The sequence below is a fragment of the Salinifilum aidingensis genome (genome assembly GCF_054782015.1).
Genome location: NZ_BAAGTH010000009.1, coordinates 1 through 15,558, shown reverse-complemented (window position 1 = coordinate 15,558; position 15,558 = coordinate 1). Strand labels below are relative to the sequence as shown.

The 15,558-nt window shown below is 70.9% G+C and carries 12 protein-coding genes; 8 read left to right on the top strand and 4 right to left on the bottom strand.

Translation table 11 applies throughout. The annotated features are described in order from the left end of the window. Nucleotides 1–77: 77 nt before the first annotated feature. Nucleotides 78–260, top strand: a complete 183-nt coding sequence (locus ACYVJE_RS13260) for a hypothetical protein (RefSeq protein WP_461144679.1) — start codon at nt 78–80, stop codon at nt 258–260. Nucleotides 261–424: 164 nt separating this feature from the next. Here the strand turns inward: ACYVJE_RS13260 and lacZ are convergent, their stop codons facing one another. Both lacZ and ACYVJE_RS13250 read right to left on the bottom strand, forming a co-directional pair. Continuing rightward, nucleotides 425–3,550 (bottom strand): beta-galactosidase, LacZ type, encoded by a 3,126-nt coding sequence (lacZ, locus tag ACYVJE_RS13255; RefSeq protein WP_461144678.1) that lies wholly within the window; start codon nt 3,548–3,550, stop codon nt 425–427. A 227-nt stretch (nt 3,551–3,777) separates the two neighbouring features. Beyond that, nucleotides 3,778–5,229 carry an Nramp family divalent metal transporter gene (locus ACYVJE_RS13250; RefSeq protein WP_461144677.1) on the bottom strand — a complete coding sequence of 484 codons (1,452 nt, stop codon included), beginning with the start codon at nt 5,227–5,229 and terminating at the stop codon, nt 3,778–3,780. Between the two features lie 235 nt (nt 5,230–5,464). Between ACYVJE_RS13250 and ACYVJE_RS13245 the strand changes: the two genes are divergently transcribed. The 6 genes from ACYVJE_RS13245 to ACYVJE_RS13220 all read left to right on the top strand — a co-directional run bounded on the left by ACYVJE_RS13245 (nt 5,465) and on the right by ACYVJE_RS13220 (nt 11,963). Then, a complete protein-coding gene (locus tag ACYVJE_RS13245; protein WP_461144676.1) occupies nt 5,465–6,187 on the top strand; it encodes a GntR family transcriptional regulator in 723 nt (240 codons plus the stop codon). A gap of 99 nt (nt 6,188–6,286) precedes the next feature. Beyond that, entirely contained in the window at nt 6,287–7,420 is a 1,134-nt protein-coding gene (gene solA, locus ACYVJE_RS13240; protein WP_461144675.1) for an N-methyl-L-tryptophan oxidase, read from the top strand. 15 nt (nt 7,421–7,435) lie between these two features. Then, on the top strand, nt 7,436–8,875 hold the full coding sequence (locus ACYVJE_RS13235) for a sodium:solute symporter family protein (protein ID WP_461144674.1): 1,440 nt from the start codon (nt 7,436–7,438) through the stop codon (nt 8,873–8,875). Next, nucleotides 8,872–10,038, top strand: a complete 1,167-nt coding sequence (locus tag ACYVJE_RS13230; RefSeq protein WP_461144673.1) for an NAD(P)/FAD-dependent oxidoreductase — start codon at nt 8,872–8,874, stop codon at nt 10,036–10,038. Before ACYVJE_RS13235 ends, ACYVJE_RS13230 begins: the two co-directional genes overlap by 4 nt. 97 nt (nt 10,039–10,135) lie before the next feature. Next, nucleotides 10,136–11,065, top strand: a complete 930-nt coding sequence (locus ACYVJE_RS13225; protein ID WP_461144672.1) for a hypothetical protein — start codon at nt 10,136–10,138, stop codon at nt 11,063–11,065. Between the two features lie 202 nt (nt 11,066–11,267). Then, nucleotides 11,268–11,963, top strand: a complete 696-nt coding sequence (locus ACYVJE_RS13220; protein ID WP_461144671.1) for a GntR family transcriptional regulator — start codon at nt 11,268–11,270, stop codon at nt 11,961–11,963. 146 nt (nt 11,964–12,109) lie between these two features. On the opposite strand, the gene ACYVJE_RS13215 is transcribed toward ACYVJE_RS13220, so the two are convergent. Continuing rightward, nucleotides 12,110–13,534 (bottom strand): NCS1 family nucleobase:cation symporter-1, encoded by a 1,425-nt coding sequence (locus tag ACYVJE_RS13215; RefSeq protein WP_461144670.1) that lies wholly within the window; start codon nt 13,532–13,534, stop codon nt 12,110–12,112. A gap of 608 nt (nt 13,535–14,142) precedes the next feature. Then, on the bottom strand, nt 14,143–14,277 hold the full coding sequence (locus tag ACYVJE_RS13210; RefSeq protein ID WP_461144669.1) for a helix-turn-helix domain-containing protein: 135 nt from the start codon (nt 14,275–14,277) through the stop codon (nt 14,143–14,145). A 6-nt stretch (nt 14,278–14,283) separates the two neighbouring features. On the opposite strand from ACYVJE_RS13210, the gene ACYVJE_RS13205 reads away from it, so the two are divergent. Then, a complete protein-coding gene (locus tag ACYVJE_RS13205; protein ID WP_461144668.1) occupies nt 14,284–15,417 on the top strand; it encodes an FAD-dependent oxidoreductase in 1,134 nt (377 codons plus the stop codon). The last annotated feature ends 141 nt before the right edge of the window (nt 15,418–15,558 follow it).

Genomic DNA, 15,558 nt, shown 5'->3' with positions numbered 1-15,558 from the left:
CCTCGTGGAGCTCGGTTCGGGCGGGAACAATGGTCGATCAGCCCCCGAGCGTGTCCCGAAGCCTGCAGCGAGGCGTGATGTCCGAGCACGAATACACCGCCGCCGGCCTGCCCACCCGGCGTCCCCAGCGCTCCGAAGGGGCCGTGCTGGATGCGGCCTGGTCCGAGGAGGAACGGATGACCCCGCGTGCCGAACCGTGCCGCGACCTCACCGTGCTCGCGGAGGTGGAGGCGCAGCTGCAGCAGCTGCCCACCACCTGACCCGCGCCCCGGCTGCCCGGCCGCGGATACGTCCAGACGTAGCGGAAGAACCCGGGTGAGAAGCGTTCCGGGCAACCGTCTGCCTGCCGTGCCCGCCCGTTGTGGCGCAGCACGCGGGCAGGGTAGCGCGCGCAACGGCGTCACGGTGGTGCGCACCGCTTTCCTCATCCGGCGGGGCGGATCCGGTAGGAGTAGCTGTAGGGCCGGTCGGCGTGCAGCAGGTACTGCTCCAGCGGTGCCGCACCCCACGAGTCGTTGCCGCCCACGCCCGTCTGGCGGTGGTTGATGCCGAGGACCACCTCCTCGCGGCGGCGCAGTTCGTGCGGGTGCTTCGGCCCGTCCAGGTCGAACGGGGTGTGGTGCAGCGCGCTGAGCTCCAGCGGGTCCGCGCCGGGGTCGGTGCGCAGCGCCAGCCCGGCACCGGACTCGTCGGTGAGGGAGGCCGAGCGCACGTCGGTGACGTTGCCGGTCTGCTGCGGCCGCACGTACGGGGTGAACTGCTCGTCGACGGTGCTGCGGTGGGCGCCGCGGAACGCGCCGGTGCGGCGATCGATGTAGTTCTCGTGCGGCCCGCGGCCGTACCAGGAGAACGTCTCCAGCCCGGCCGGCAGCGTCCACAGCGTGCCCACCAGCGGCAGGTCCGGCAAACCGGGTCCGGGCCGCAGCGTGTGCCGCACGTGCAGCTCCCCGTCACCGCGCAGCGTGTAGGTGCTCTCCCAGCGGGACCGCGACGGTTCGGTCGGCAGCGCGGCGGCGACCTCGATGGTGAGCTCGCCGGGGTGCGGTTGCGACACGCGCACGTCGGTGACGGTGCGCTCGCGGCCGGCCTCGCGCCAGGTGCGGGAGGTGATGTGCGCGTCCCGTCCCCTGTCGTTGTCCAACGGGGCGCGCCAGAAGTTCGGCACGGGCCCGCTGATCAGCAGTCTCCGGCCGCGGTGGCGCAGGTCCGCCAGCACGCCGCTGGTCTTGTCCAGCACCAGCTCGACCGCCCCGGCCCGGGCTCGCACCCGCCCTCCGCTGTCGGTGACCTGCACCGGACGTTCGGAGCGGACCGGTGCGGCGGGTTCGGCGCGCCAGGGCAGGGGGAACTGCTCGGCGGCGACGGGGTGGCCCGCCGCGGCCCAGGTGGTGTCCTCGGACAGCACCGCGGTCATGGTCAGCAGGTATTCCGCCCCGGGGCGCGGCGGGGGTTCGGTCAGCGGGAGTCGCACCGTCCCCTCCCCGCCCGGTGGCACGTCCGGCGGGGCGAGCGCGCCGCGCTGGATCGACCGGCCGTCCTCGGTGACCTCCCAGCGCAGCTCGTAGCCCTCGAGCCCGGTGAACGCCTGCCGGTTGAACAGGCGCACCGTGTCCGGGCGGGTCGCGGTCATCCGCACCGGCTGGTAGACCTTGGCGACTTCCCGCGCTTCCGGTTCGGCCCGCCGATCGGGTGCGAACAGCCCGTTGCAGCAGAAGTTGCCGTCGGTGGGGTGGCCGGGTTCCCAGTCGCCGCCGTAGGAGAAGTACGTGCCGCCGCCGGGCAGCGGCAGCGCCACCGCCTGGTCGACGAAGTCCCAGACGAACCCGCCGTGCAGGTTCGGGTACCTCTCGAAGACATCCCAGTACTCCTGCAGGTTGCCGACGCTGTTGCCCATCGCGTGGGCGTACTCGCACAGCAGGAACGGTTTCGGGTTGCCGGACCGGCCGTAGGCCTCGACCTCGGCCGGTTTGGCGTACATGCGGCTTTCCACGTCGGCGACGCTGTTCATGCCTTCGTAGTGCACCGGTCGGGACGGGTCGCGCCGGCGGGTCCAGTCGGCCATGGCGGCGAAGTTGCTGCCGCTGCCGGCTTCGTTGCCCAGCGACCACAGGACGACGCACGGGTGGTTCTTGTCGCGTTCCACCAGCGAACGCACCCGGTCGAGGCACGCCTCGGTCCACTCGGGAAGGCTGCCGGGCAGCACGTCGCGCACCCCGTGCGATTCCACGTTCGCCTCGTCCACCACGTACAGGCCGTGCTCGTCGCACAGTTCCAACCACCGCGGGTGCGGCGGGTAGTGCGAGGTGCGCACCGCGTTGATGTTGTGCTGCTTCATCAGGCGGATGTCCTCGAGCATCCGCTGCTCGTCCATCACCTGGCCCGTGTGCGGGTCGGTTTCGTGCCGGTTGGTGCCGCGGAAGACCAGCGGCGCGCCGTTGAGCGTGAACTCGCCGGTCTGGCAGGTGATCGTGCGGAAGCCGGTGCGCACGCGGTGCACCTCGTGGCTGCCGCCGGGACCGTGCAACGTGAGCACGAGCGTGTACAGGTTCGGGGTTTCGGCCGACCACAGCGCCGGGTTCGGCACGGTGGTGCTCGGTTCCACCGCGGTCTCGTCGCCGTCGAACCGGATCGGGCTGGACAGTGCGGCCACCAGCTCGTCGGCGGGGTCGTGCACGGCCACGTCGAGCCGGTGCTCGCCGGCGAGGGCGCCGCTGCGATTGCGCACCGCGGCGCGCACGGTCAGCTGTCCGTGCTGGTCGGCTTCGGCGAACACGTCGTGCAGCCCGACCTGCGGCACCGAGTACAGGTACACGTCGCGGACGATGCCGGACAGGTCGATCATGTCCTGGTCCTCGAGCCAGCTGCCGTCGCACCAGCGGTAGACCTCGACGGCGAGGAGGTTCTCCCCCGCGGTGAGCGCGTCGGTGATGTCGAACTCGGCCGGGGTGTAGCTGTCCTCGCTGTAGCCGATGCGCCTCCCGTTGACCCACACGAACAGGGCGGATTTCACGCCCTGCAGCGACAGCACGGTGCGCCGCCCGGACCACTGCTCGGGCACGGTGAAACGCCGCCGGTAGGAGCCGACGGGGTTGAACGCGCGCGGTGCGCGCGGCGGTGCGGGATCGTCGTGGCCGATCCACGGGTAGCGCTCGTTGAGGTAGGTCGGCTCGGCGTGGCCTTCGATCTCCCAGTTCGCCGGTACCGGGATGGTGTTCCACGCGCCGTCGTCGAAGTCGGTGCGGTGGAAGCCTGCGGGTCGCTCGTCGGGGGTGGGCGACCAGCGGAACCGCCAGGTGCCGTTGAGGCTGCGGAAGTGCGGTGAGCTCTCGAGGTCTCCGGCCAGGGCGCCGGCCGCGTCGGCGTACGGCACCAGGCGGGTGCGTGCCGGTTGCCGGTTGACCTGGAAGATCTTCGGCGTGCCGTCCCACTCGAGGCCGGACTCGGCTGCGGCGTCCGCGGCGAACGCGGCGCGCTGCGCGGCGAAGGCCGTCCAGCCGGCGAGTGCGGTTCCGGCGACGAAGGACCGACGAGTGAGCCGACCGGCGCGCATGGGGACCTCCCGGGATCCATCGACAGCAGCGGCGGGTTCGGCCCGAACCCGCCGTGCAGTCAATCGATCGGGCACTGCCCCAGAATACCGCCGGAGGTGTGGACGATGTTCGACGAGTCGGACGTGCGTGTCGGATTGGGCCGCGGGCGCCGGTGCCGCGGCCACTGCCCCGCTGTCCGCGATGCCCGCGGGCCGGCGGTTCGGCACTGCGTCCGGCCGCGCCGGCCTCAGGCGACCGGCTCTCCGCGCAGCACGGCGAGCACGGTCAGCACCGCCAGCAGGCCGAAGAACACGAACGCCGCGAGCAGGATCGCCGCGCGTGCCCGGCCGATCCGCAGCGGCCCGGGCAGGGCCCTGCGGTTGAGCGCGACCAGCAGTCCGGAGTAGACGAACATCTGCACCCCGGCGATCGAGGAGGAGATCACCACCAGCAGGAACGGTTCTTCGAGGCCGAGCAGGAGGATCGCGCTGCCGGAGGCGATCAGCAGCCACACGACCGCGGCGTAGATCTTGCTCTCGCTCCAGACCCGGCTGCGCGCCAGGGCGTGGATCTTGACCTGGTCGGCGATCAGCCGCGCGGTGTAGTCGATGATGCCCAGGTTCGTCGACAGCAGCGCGACCGCGCCGGCCAGCCAGAACGCCACGCCGAACCAGGGGGCGACGTTGCGCTGCAGCGCCTGGCCTTCCTCGAAGACGAAGGCGACCTCTTCGGAGTCCACCTGGCCGACGGGCAGGTTGGCGTAGGCCAGCACCGACAGCATCACCAGCGTGACCACGCCGACGAGCAGGAACGTCAGCAGCTGTTCCTGGTTGGCCACGCGCCACCACCCGCGCCAGCGGCGCAGGTTCTCCGCGTCGGTGCGCGGGTAGTAGCCCAGCGACGGCACGCTCGTTTCCTGCCCGGTGACCGGGGAGACGACCCGGGGCAGGAAATGTCCCATGCCCATGCCCTTGTCCCGGATGTAGTTGCTCTGCACCAGGTTGTTGGCACCGCCGGCGCCGGCGAAGGCCAGCGCGCCCAGCAGCAGCGCCGTGCCCAGACCGGCCTGGCCGACGGGGAAGCCCGGTTCGGTGACCGTGGTGCGCGCGGCGTCGACCCAGTCGGAGCCGCTGGTGGCGACCACGACCGCGGTGATCACGATGACCATGATGAGCGCGACCATCACCATCTGGATGCGCTCCACGGCCTGGTAGACCACCGGCGCCAGCGTCAGCACCAGTCCGATGGCCACGAGCATGCCGACGGTCAGCGGCACCACCACGCTGCCGTCCCAGCCGAACACGAACGTCAGCACCGTCGCGGCGCTGGTGGCCCAGCCGGGCCAGAAGTTCTGCGCCAGCGCGAAGAGCACGAACAGCCACCACCAGTGCGACCACAGCCGGGCGAACCCGGTGAGCGCGGTCTCACCGGTGGCCAGCGTGTAGCGCTCCACCTCCATGTTGAGGAAGTACTGCAGGGCGAATCCCGCGATCGCCGCCCAGAGGAAGACGAAACCGATCTGCGAGGTGATGTAGGGCCACAGCACGTACTCGCCGGAGCCGAGCGCGGTGGCGAGGATGATGACGCTCGCGCCGGTGATGCGTCGCAACCGCACGGGTTCGGGCAGGTCGTGCGGGGAAACGCCCGGGAGGTGCTTGGCCGGCAGGGTGCTGCCCCGCGGTGCGGCGCGCTCGCTCAACGCTTCGCCTCCGATCGTGACGCGAATGCGCAGCAGATTACTGCGCGACGCAGATCACGTCAGCTCGCGTTTCGGTGAGCAGAATCCCGCGCACCGGCGGTCCGGCATGCCGCGGCGGAGCAGTTCGCCCCGCGGAAAGGACCGCGCGAACACGGCAGGACCATTCAATTCTTCCGGAATTGAACGGTCGAAAAGATTATTGACCGGAAAATGCGGCGCGGGCTACGTTCGCCGCGTGTCCACCCCGGTGTACTTGCGCATCCGCACCGAACTGGAGCAGCAGATCCGGTCCGGTGCGCTGCCGCCGGGCGCCAAGGTTCCCACCGAGGCCGAGCTGCAGCGGCGCTACGCCGTCGGCCGGGCCACCGCGCAACGGGTGCTGACCGAACTCGCCCACGCGGGCCTGGTGCACCGCCGCCGGCGGCGCGGCACGTTCGTCGCCGAAGGGCCGCGGCAGGAGAACCTGCTGCGGACGGTCTCCCCCGCGTTGCACGGACCCGAGATCCCCGGCAGGCACGCGGTGGAGTCGGCGGCGGTGGTGCCCGCCGGTGACGCCGACGTCGAACTGCCCGGCATCGCCGAGGACGCGCCGGTGAACCAGCTGCGGCGGCTGAAGTTCGACACCGAGGAGCACCCCATCGCCGTCGAGCTCGCCGCGGTGCCGTTCGCGCACGCCCCGCGGTTGCTCGACGAGGACCTGGCGCACCTGACGGTGCACGACTACTTCGCCCGCCACCGCATCCCGGCGGCGAAGTCGCGCGTGTACGTCGACCCGGTCCTGCTCGACGGGGCCACGGCGGGCCGGCTGCGCATCGCCCCCGGCCAGGCCGTGCTGCGCCTGCGCCGGTTGACCTGGTTGACCGACGGGCAGCTCGCCGAGGCGATGTGGCACATCATGCGGCCCGAACTCGTCGAGTTCTTCCTCGAAAGCACCGCTCTGTCCACACCGGATTCCTGACCCCTTTCCACCCGGAACCACGATCAGCAGCCCACCATTCCCGCGGACGAGTCCACCCATTCCACGCAGGACGCCATTCCACGCAGGACGGGAGTGATGATGTCCCGACAACGCATCGCGGTGATCGGCACCGGGGCCATCGGCGCCCTCACCACCTGGCAGCTGGCCCGGCGCGGCGCCGAAGTCCGCGCCTTCGACACCTACGCACCCGGCCACGACCGCGGCGCCTCCGCCGGGGAGTCGCGCATCTTCCGCACCGCCTACAAGGAGGGCGCGCACTACGTCCCCCTGCTGCAGCGGTCCGCCGCCCTCTGGCGCGAGCTGGAGCGGGACAGCGGTGCTGATCTGCTGACGAGGTGCGGAGGACTGACCATCGGTCCGGCCGCGCACCCCGACGTGCGCGCGGTGCGCCGCTGCGCCGAGCAGCACGGCCTCGCCTGCGAGGTGCTCGACGCCGGCACCGCCCGCGCGCGGTTCCCGCAGCACCACCTCGACGACGACGAGGTGGCGGTGCTCGACCCGAACAGCGGTGTGCTGCGGCCCGAACCGGCCGTGCAGGCCGCGCTGCGCACCGCCGAACGGGCCGGCGCGCGCGTCCTGCCTTACCACCGCGTCGACGACCTCGCCGAAACCAGCGGCGGCTGGCGGCTGACCAGCGGCGGCAGGCGCTTCGACGTCGACCACGTCGTGTTCGCCCCCGGACCGTGGGCACCGGGGCTGGCACCGCTGCGGGACCTGCCGGTGCACGTCCGCCAGATCACCGCCTGCTGGTTCGCCGCCCACGACCCGGGCACGCACGGACCCGAGCACCTGCCGATCGCGGTGCGCCGCCACCGCGAGGCCGGGTTCTCCTGCTTTCCCGCGCTGGACGGCGTCGCCGTCAAGATCATCCCGCACCACCTCGACCGGCCGGTGCTGGAAAACCCGGAAGCCCTCGGGCGCAGCGCGCCGGTGGAGTTCGCCCGCGCGGCCTCGGCCGCCGCGGAGCGCCTGCTGCCCGGGCTCACGCCGCACCCGGTGCGCATCACCCCCTACGCCGAGGGGTTCACGCGCGACGAGCACGCGCTGGTGGGGCCGCTGCCCGGCCACCGCAACGCCACGGTCATGGCCGGGTTCTCCGGCCACGGCTTCAAGCTCGCCCCCGTCTTCGGCGAGATCGGCGCCGACCTCGCCCTGCACGGCGGCACCGCGCACGACATCACCCCGCTGGACCCCGCGCGCACGCCGCGGTGACCGAAAGAGGCGCCCATGCCCGCTGGATCCACCGGCGACATCGCCGGCATCGTCGCGGCGAGCCTGCTCGTGCTCGCCGCCGGAACCGCCATCTCGGTCCACTTCGGACGCAAAGCCACGAGCGCGCGGGACTGGCTCTCCGCCGGCGAGTCGCTGCCGCTGCCCGTGGTCGTCGTCACCCAGTTCGCCACCGCCACCGGCGGCGGGGTGCTCATCGCCCACGTCGGCATCGGCTACCGCGGCGGCTGGTCGGTGTTCGTCTACGAGGGCTGCGTGATCGCCGGATTCCTCGTGCTGATGCTCATCGCCCGGTGGCTGCGGCAGCAGCGGTTCACCACCGTGCCCGACATCATCGCCCGCCTCTTCGGGCGCAGCCGGCTGATGACCGCGATCGCGGCGCTGGCGGCGCTGGTCGTGCCGTTCGGCTGGCTGGCGACGCAGTTCGTCGCCTTCGCCCAGCTGTTCACCCGGCTGACCGGGCTACCACCAGCAGTGCTGATCGCGGTGATGACGGTGGCCTCGCTGCTGTTCGTGCTGCCCGGCGGGATGACCTCGGTGGCGTGGACGGATTTCGTCTTCGGCCTGTTCATGATCATCATGTCGCTGGGCGTCGCGATCTACAGCATCCACCTGGCCGGCGGCTGGGCGCACATCACCGCCACGGTGCCGCAGCGGCTGTGGGGCTGGCAGGGCGTCACCGCGGTCGGCGGCGAGCAGATCTGGTTGTGGATCGCCGCGATCCTGCCCGGCACGCTGACCAACCAACTGTACTACCAGCGCGTGTTCGCCACCAAACACCTCCGCGACGCGCGGCGCGGGCTCGCGCTGTCCGGCGCGGCGATGCTCATCGGCGGGATCTACGCCGGGTGCCTCGGCCTGTCGGTGCGGTCGATGCAGCCGGGTCTGGCCAACGAGGAGCACGCCGCCGGGTGGCTGCTCGCGCAGCTGCCGAGCTGGCTGATGGTGCTGTTCGGCGCGTTCTTGGTCTCCACGATCGTGTCCACCACCGGTTCGGCGCTGCAGTCCGTCGTGGCCAACCTGACCCGCGACGTGTACCAGAACATCACCGGCTCCGCCCGCGGCGAACGGCAGACGCTCGCGCTGTCCCGCACGATCACCGTGGCCGTGGCCGTGCTCGCCGCGGCCCTGGCGATCCTGCTGCCGCATGCGCTGACCTGGCTGGAGGCCAGCTACGCCTACTCCGCCGCCGCGTTGGCCGCGCCCGTGTTCCTCGGCTACCTGCTGCACCGGCGCCGTCGGCTGACCCCGGCTCCGGCCATCGCCGGCATGCTCGCCGGAGTGTTCGGCTGCGCCGCGGCGCAGCTGGCCGGTACGACCGTGCCGTACGCGGTGTACGGCATCGCCGCCTCGACCGCCGTGCTGGTGGTGTTCGCACTGGCAACCTCCGGCGGGCGAAGCGGGCAGCCCCGCGACGAGATTGCGAGGAAACCTTGAAGATCGCGGTGATCGGACTCGGTGTGCTCGGTGCGAGCGCGGCGCGCTCGCTGGCCCTGCAGGGGGCGCAGGTGACGGTGTTCGAACGCAGTGCCCCGCTCGCGGGCACTTCCGGCACCTCGTTCGCCTGGACCAACTCGCACGGCAAGAACCCGCGCGCCTACCACGACCTCAACGTCGCCGGCATGCGCGAGCACGACGCCCTCGCCGCCGAACCCGGTCCGGTGCCACCGTGGTTCGCCCGCACCGGCAACCTCGAGTGGGCCGAGGACGAGGCCGGGGCCGAGCGCTTGAGCTCCACGGTCGCGGCCCTGGCCGACCGCGACTACCCCGTGGCGTGGATCGGCCCCGACCGCGCCCGCGCGCTCGTCCCGGACCTGCGCGTGCCCGCCGGAGTCGACCGGATCGCCCACTACCCCACCGAAGGGCACGTCCTGCCCGCGCTGCTCGTCGCCCGCCTGTGGGGCGAGGCGGCCGACCACGGCGCCGAACTGCGCTGCCCCGCAGCGGTCTCGGCGCTGTCCGAGCGGAGCAGCGGAGTGCAGGTCACCTGCCCCGAGGGCACGGCCGAGTTCGACGCGGCGGTGCTCACCACCGGCCGCTGGACCGAGGAACTGACCGCCGCGGCCGGGTGCCGCATCCCCATGTCCGCACCCGAGCGGCCGGGTTCGGCCGCGGTCGGATTCCTCGGCTACACCGCTCCGGTGCCGAGCCGGCTGGACCGCGTGCTGACCACGCCGCGGCTGAACGTGCGCCCGGACGGTGGCGGTCGCCTCGTCGTGCAGGCGCTCGACCTCGACGCCGCGGCCGACCCGGCCGACCCGCCGCAGGGGGACGGCCCGCACGCGCAGCAGCTGCGCCACCGGCTGGCCGGCCTGCTCGCCGGCTGCGGTGGTGCGCGGTGGGAATCGCTGCGCGTGGGTCAGCGGGCTCTGCCCGCCGACGGGCTGACCGTCGCCGGGTTCCTCGGCGCCAGCGCGCGGACCTACGTGCTGACCACGCACAGCGGCATCACCCTCGGTCCGCTGCTGGGCCGGCTCGCCGCGGACGAGCTGGTCACCGGCGCGCCCGCGGAAGAGCTGGCGCCCTTCCGGCCGGACCGCCTGGCCGACCGCAGCGACCTGCCGGGGCCCGCCCCGGCCCGCCGCCCGGGCCAGCAGTGACCCGCCGGCCGGGGTGTCCGCAGCGGTGATCGCCCACCGCGCGCGATAGGCTGGCCGGTCCAGGTCCGAGGTGCGGCTGCTGACAGGGGGTGCTGGCGTGGTCCGCGAAACACCGTGGCCGGACAAGGTCGTGCCCGCCGACGGCGAGCAGGGCCGCCGTGCCACCGAGGCGTTGTTCCGCGAGTTCCAGTGGAACGAGCCGCGGCGCAGCAGCGTGCTCGACTACCTGCAGCGCTGGTACGACGCCGGGTGGAGCCCGCAGGCGGTGAAGGTCGCGCTGCAGTCCACTCCGGACGGTGCGCACCAGCGGCCGCGGGGTCCGGGCGAGGACGTCGAGCACTTCCTCAAGGACCGCCTGCGGCCCTGGTACGCCGACGAGGCCGACTCGGAGCGCGGATCCCGCCGGGCCCCGCCCCGTCAGGGGATGGACTACCAGCAGTGGTGGCGGATCGCCCAGGCCGATCGGGAACGCAGCGGCGTCCGCCGCCGGCAGCGGTTGGGCCGGCGCGGCCGGCGCGCCCGCGAGCAGGCCCGGCGGCAGGCGAGCACCGCGCGCAAGGACGCGCTCACCCGCGGTGCCGAGAAGGACGCGCGCATCGCCGGCGCGTTCGCCTCCCTCGACGACCTGCTCAGCTCCACCCCGGGCGGACGCGTGCCGACCGGCGGTGCGGCAGAGCCCGCGGCCGCACCGCGGTCCCGGTCCCGCATGGCCGCGGCCTACGCGGGACGGCGGTCGACGATCTCGCAGCACCCCACGATCCGGCGGATCGTGCAGCGCCTCGTCGACGAGGACCGCCGCCCCGGCGACTCGGAGCGGCAGGTGCTGCGCAACGCCCTGTCCGAGGCGAAGGCCCAAGCGGCCCTGGGCACGCTGGAAGCCAGCTGCGCCGCCGAGGCCGGCGAGGAGCTCAGCGACAGCGCCCGGCGCATCCTCGGCTACCTCGACCACGCCGGCGACGAGAACGTGCCGCTGGAGGCGCTGCTGGTGCTGCTCGACCGGCACACCGCCCGTCCCCGCGGTGGCTGAGCCGCCGCACCAGCGAACGCGGCGCGACTTGACGCGAGACGTGAATACTCCTATGTTTTGAAATGCAGAAAAATAATTCCATATCATGAAATCACATATCATGGAATCACTGCGAGCGTGGTCCCCGTGCCCGCGCGGCGCGATCCGGCTGCGCGCCCCGGCGCGAGCGCCCTGCACCGAGGTGAGCGACGAGGAGGAATGCGTGTCTGCCGGGAGGTTCAGCACGGACTCGCGCGCCCCGTTGCGCGAACGGGTGCGCAACACCCTGCACGCGCGCATCGCGGAGGGCGAGATCCGCCCCGGTGACCGCCTGCTGGAGCACGAGCTCGCCGCCGAGCTCGGGATCTCGCGGGTGCCGGTGCGCGAGGCCATCCGGATGTTGCAGAGCGAGGGCCTGCTCGAGGTGCTCCCCCGCAGGGGCGGTGTGTTCGTGCGGAGCCTGAATCGGCGCGAGATGGAGGAGCTCTTCGACGTGCGGGAAGCACTCGAGGTGCTCGCGGCGCGGCGGGCGGTCGAGCGAACGGCCCCGGGCCAGGCGGATCGCATGGGCGAGCTCGTCGCCGAGGCCCGCGAGGCGTTGCGCGCGGGCGACCTCGAGGGGATGTTCCAAGCCAACGCGTCCTTCCACGACGAGCTCGTCGCGCTCTCCGGCAACGAGTTGCTGATGTCGATGCTGGAACCGCTCCACGGCCGTTTGGCCTGGTTGTTCCGGTTGAACCTCGAACCCGAGCGGGTGTGCCGGGAACACGCGGAGCTGCACGCCGCCATCGCGCTCGGGGACGCCGAGGCCGCTGCCGAGGTCGCCCTGCGGCACGTGCGCTCCAGCCGGCACATGGTGCTCGACCACATCATGAACGCAGCTCCGGGCGCACCGGAATCCGCGCGCCGGGCGAGGTGAATCCCGCCCGGCGCGGTCGTGGTGCTGACGGTGACGACGAGAATGCGCGCAGCGGACCTTCCCGCTCTTCCCCCGTTCGTCTCCGCGGGAGCGAGCCGCGTCCTCCGCTCGCGTTCGGGGCCGGGAACCCGAGGAGCCGTTCGTCCCTACTCGGAGGCCACGGCGATGGACTCGCCGTCCACATCGCGCGCGTCGGGTTTGCGGTCGCCGATGACGACGTAGAAGACCGCCCCGAGCAGCGCCCCGATGAACCAGGAGAAACCGGAGACAGCGCTGAAGGCGGGCACCAGCGCCAGCACGACGGCGATCGCGGCCGAGGGGATGAACGCCCACACCGCCTTGGGGTTGTGGCCGCGCCGGTAGTGGTACTCGCCCTGCGCGTCCTCGGTGTAGAGGTCCGGGACGTTCACGCGGGTCCTGCGCAGCAACCAGTAGTCGGCCATGATGACGCCGAAGAGGGGACCGAGCAGCGCACCGAGCCCGCCGAGGAAGTAGTTCACCACCACGGGGTTGTTGTAGAGGTTCCAGGGCAGGATGACCAGACCGATGAGCGCGCTCACGACTCCCGCTCGGCGGAAGTTCAGGTACCGCGGGAAGAGGTTCACGAGAACGTAGATGGGCGCCACGAAGTTGGCCAGCAAGTTCACGGCGATCGTGAGGACGATCAGGGCGACCGAGGCCGCGATCAGCAGGAACATGTTGGGAATCGTCTGGACGATGTCGGTGGGGCTGGTGATCACGCGTCCGTTCAGCTTGAACTGCGCCCCGCTGAGGACGACCACGATGACCGCGAAGAAGAGCATGTTCACCGGGATCCCGACCAGGTTCCCGCGGACGATCGACTGGCGGCTCTTGGCCGAGCGCGTGAAGTCGCAGAAGTTCAGCACGAACGTCCCGTAGATCACGACCCAGAGAGCGGCGCCCTGCAGGATCTGCAGCCACATCGCGCCACCGGTCAGCGGGTCCGCCGTGGACAGGGAGAGGGATCCGCCCGCTTTGATGAACAGCCAGACCGCCAAGCCGCACATCGTGATGAGCGTGGTCGGCGCCGCTATCGCCATGTACTGGCGGATCACGTGCATGCCGTAACTGACGATGACGACTTGAACGACCCAGAGAGCGAGGAAGGTGATCCAGCCGAGCAGCGACAATCCCAGCACCGCCTGGTCCTCCAGCACTCGCGCGGAGGGGAACATGGCCACCAGCAGCGTGCTCAGCACAGCCGACGCGAGGTACGTCTGGATCCCGAACCACGCGATGGCGACCAAACCTCGGACGCCTGCCGGTATCTGCGCGCCCTTGATCCCGAAGGCGATACGACTCATGACGGGGAACGGCACGCCGGTCTTGTGCCCCATGTAGCCGGACAGGTTCAGAAGCAGGAACAGGAAGACCGAGGCGAGCGCGAAGGCTGCGAGGATGCCCCACACGTTGAGGCCGAGCGCGAACAGGCCGATCGCGAAGGTGTAGTTCCCGAGGCTGTGCGCATCGTTGGCCCAGAGCGTGAAGACGTTGTAGGCGCCCCAGCGGCGCCCTTCCCGCTTCGTCGGAGCGAGATCGTAGCTGTACAAATGGGAGCTGGTAGCTCCTCTGGTTTCCACAGCCGACTGCTCGTCCGTGGTTGTCATCTCCCCGCCTCCAAGTTCCACTGGGCAGTGTTCGGTTTTCTCGTCTCCGGCACAGCTCGACGGACGCACCGCGGGAGGGAGACGCACCGCCCGGCCCGGGCGGATCCGAGGTCGAGCCAGATCTCGGCCGCCTCCGCGGCCGAGGGGGCCATCGCCGTCAGGACGCGCCCGGTTGCCACTTAATTCCGTATTGCGGAAGTATACTTTCGTGTGATGCAAGGCACGTTAACCGTGCTCTCACTCCACGTCAAGACTGCTCCCGAAGGGATCGGACCGGGCTCCACCAACGAGGGGTGTCTGTAAGGACCGTGTGACCAGCCGCAAACGGGGAGTGCGGCCCTACCCAGCTCGGGTTCGCTCTGATGCTGCGGTTCTATACCGAGCGGGGCAGGTTCCCCGTGGCCGGCATGAACTTCCTGACGCTGCGGTGCAGTACGTGGCGCGGCAGGTGGACGTGTCCGCATCCGACCTGGGGTTCTAGTAGGGCTTTGTTAAGGGGTCTGGGGAAGAACCGGGACAGATTGATTGAACGCTAAGCCCTTGATCGCAGGTCAGCGTGGTTGCCCGTCTGGGCCGCGTTGGAGGGTGCGGTAGACGGTCGGCCGGGATACGGAGAACAGCTCAGTGAGGTCGGTGATGGTGTAGCCGCCGCTGGCGTGCATGCGCCGCAGTCGCTCCGCGATCATGTCCTGATGAGTGTTCGGAACGTCCTTGTGGTCGGCGCGGGTATCGCGGGTTCGACTCTGGCCTACTGGTTGGCGCGTTATGGGGTCGAAACAACCGTTGTCGAGCGAGCAGCAGGTCAGCGTTCGAGCGGGAGCCCGGTGGACGTTCGTGGTCCCGCCCTGCCGGTGGTCGAGCGGATGAACTTGCTGGGTCCGTTGCGCGAGGCGGCCACGCTCGCGCGCTCGCTCACCGTCGTGGACAGCAGCGGTGGTCGGGTCGGCTGGATCCCCTCCCAAGCCAGCGCTGACGCGGTGGAGATCCCGCGGAGCACCCTCGCCGGGATTCTGAACCGTGCGGCAAGTGCGCATGCCGAGGTCATCTACGACGACAGCGTGCTGACCTTGCACGACGACGGGCAGGGCGTGGATGTGACCTTCGAACGGTCCGCGTCGCGCCGGTTCGATCTCGTGGTCGGCGCCGACGGGCTGCACTCGCGGGTGCGCCGACTCACCTTTGGGCCCGAGTCGCAGTTTCTCACCCACCTTGGCCTCTACATCGCCACGACGCCCTTGCAGCAGGCTTCGGCCAACCGGACGGTGCTCATGCACAACGCACCTGGCCGGGCGGTCGCGGTCCATCCCACCGCCGGTCGCGAGATCGCGGCCTTCATCTTCCGCGGTCCTCAGCAGTCGAACTTTCGCGACCAGGGCATAGATCAGAACAAGCAAATGGTGGTCGACGCCTACAGCGGTATGGGATGGCGGGTGCCCGAACTCCTCAACCGAGTCCGGGACAGCGAGGACCTCTACTTCGACTCCGTCAGCCGAGTACGCCTCGACTCCTGGGCACAGGGTCGTATCGTCCTTGTCGGCGACGCAGCGAGCTGCGTCTCGTTGCTCGGCGAGGGATCCAGCATGGCCATCGCGGGCGCAGCCACCCTCGCGCACGAGCTCGGCACCTACGCGGACGAGCCCGCTGCAGCATTGCGCCGCTACGAACACACGCATCGGAAACGAGTTGTGCGACGCCAGCGTGGCGTCGCGATCGCGTCCCGTCTACTCGTCCCGGCGACCCGTGCAGGAACCACCGTCCGCAACATCCCGTTCCGGCTTTGGCCGGTCCTGGCGTCAGTACGTAGAACCGAGCGACGTCCTAGCTAGCACGTCCGCGGCGGGATCGATGCTCGAGATAAGAGCTGCTCGTTGGGAATGGCCCGGTTGGTTCGGGTGTTTCGATTGACGTGACCAGCCAGGACGAAGCTCCCCAGATGAAGCGCCAGCGCGCCGACTCGTCAGACCTTG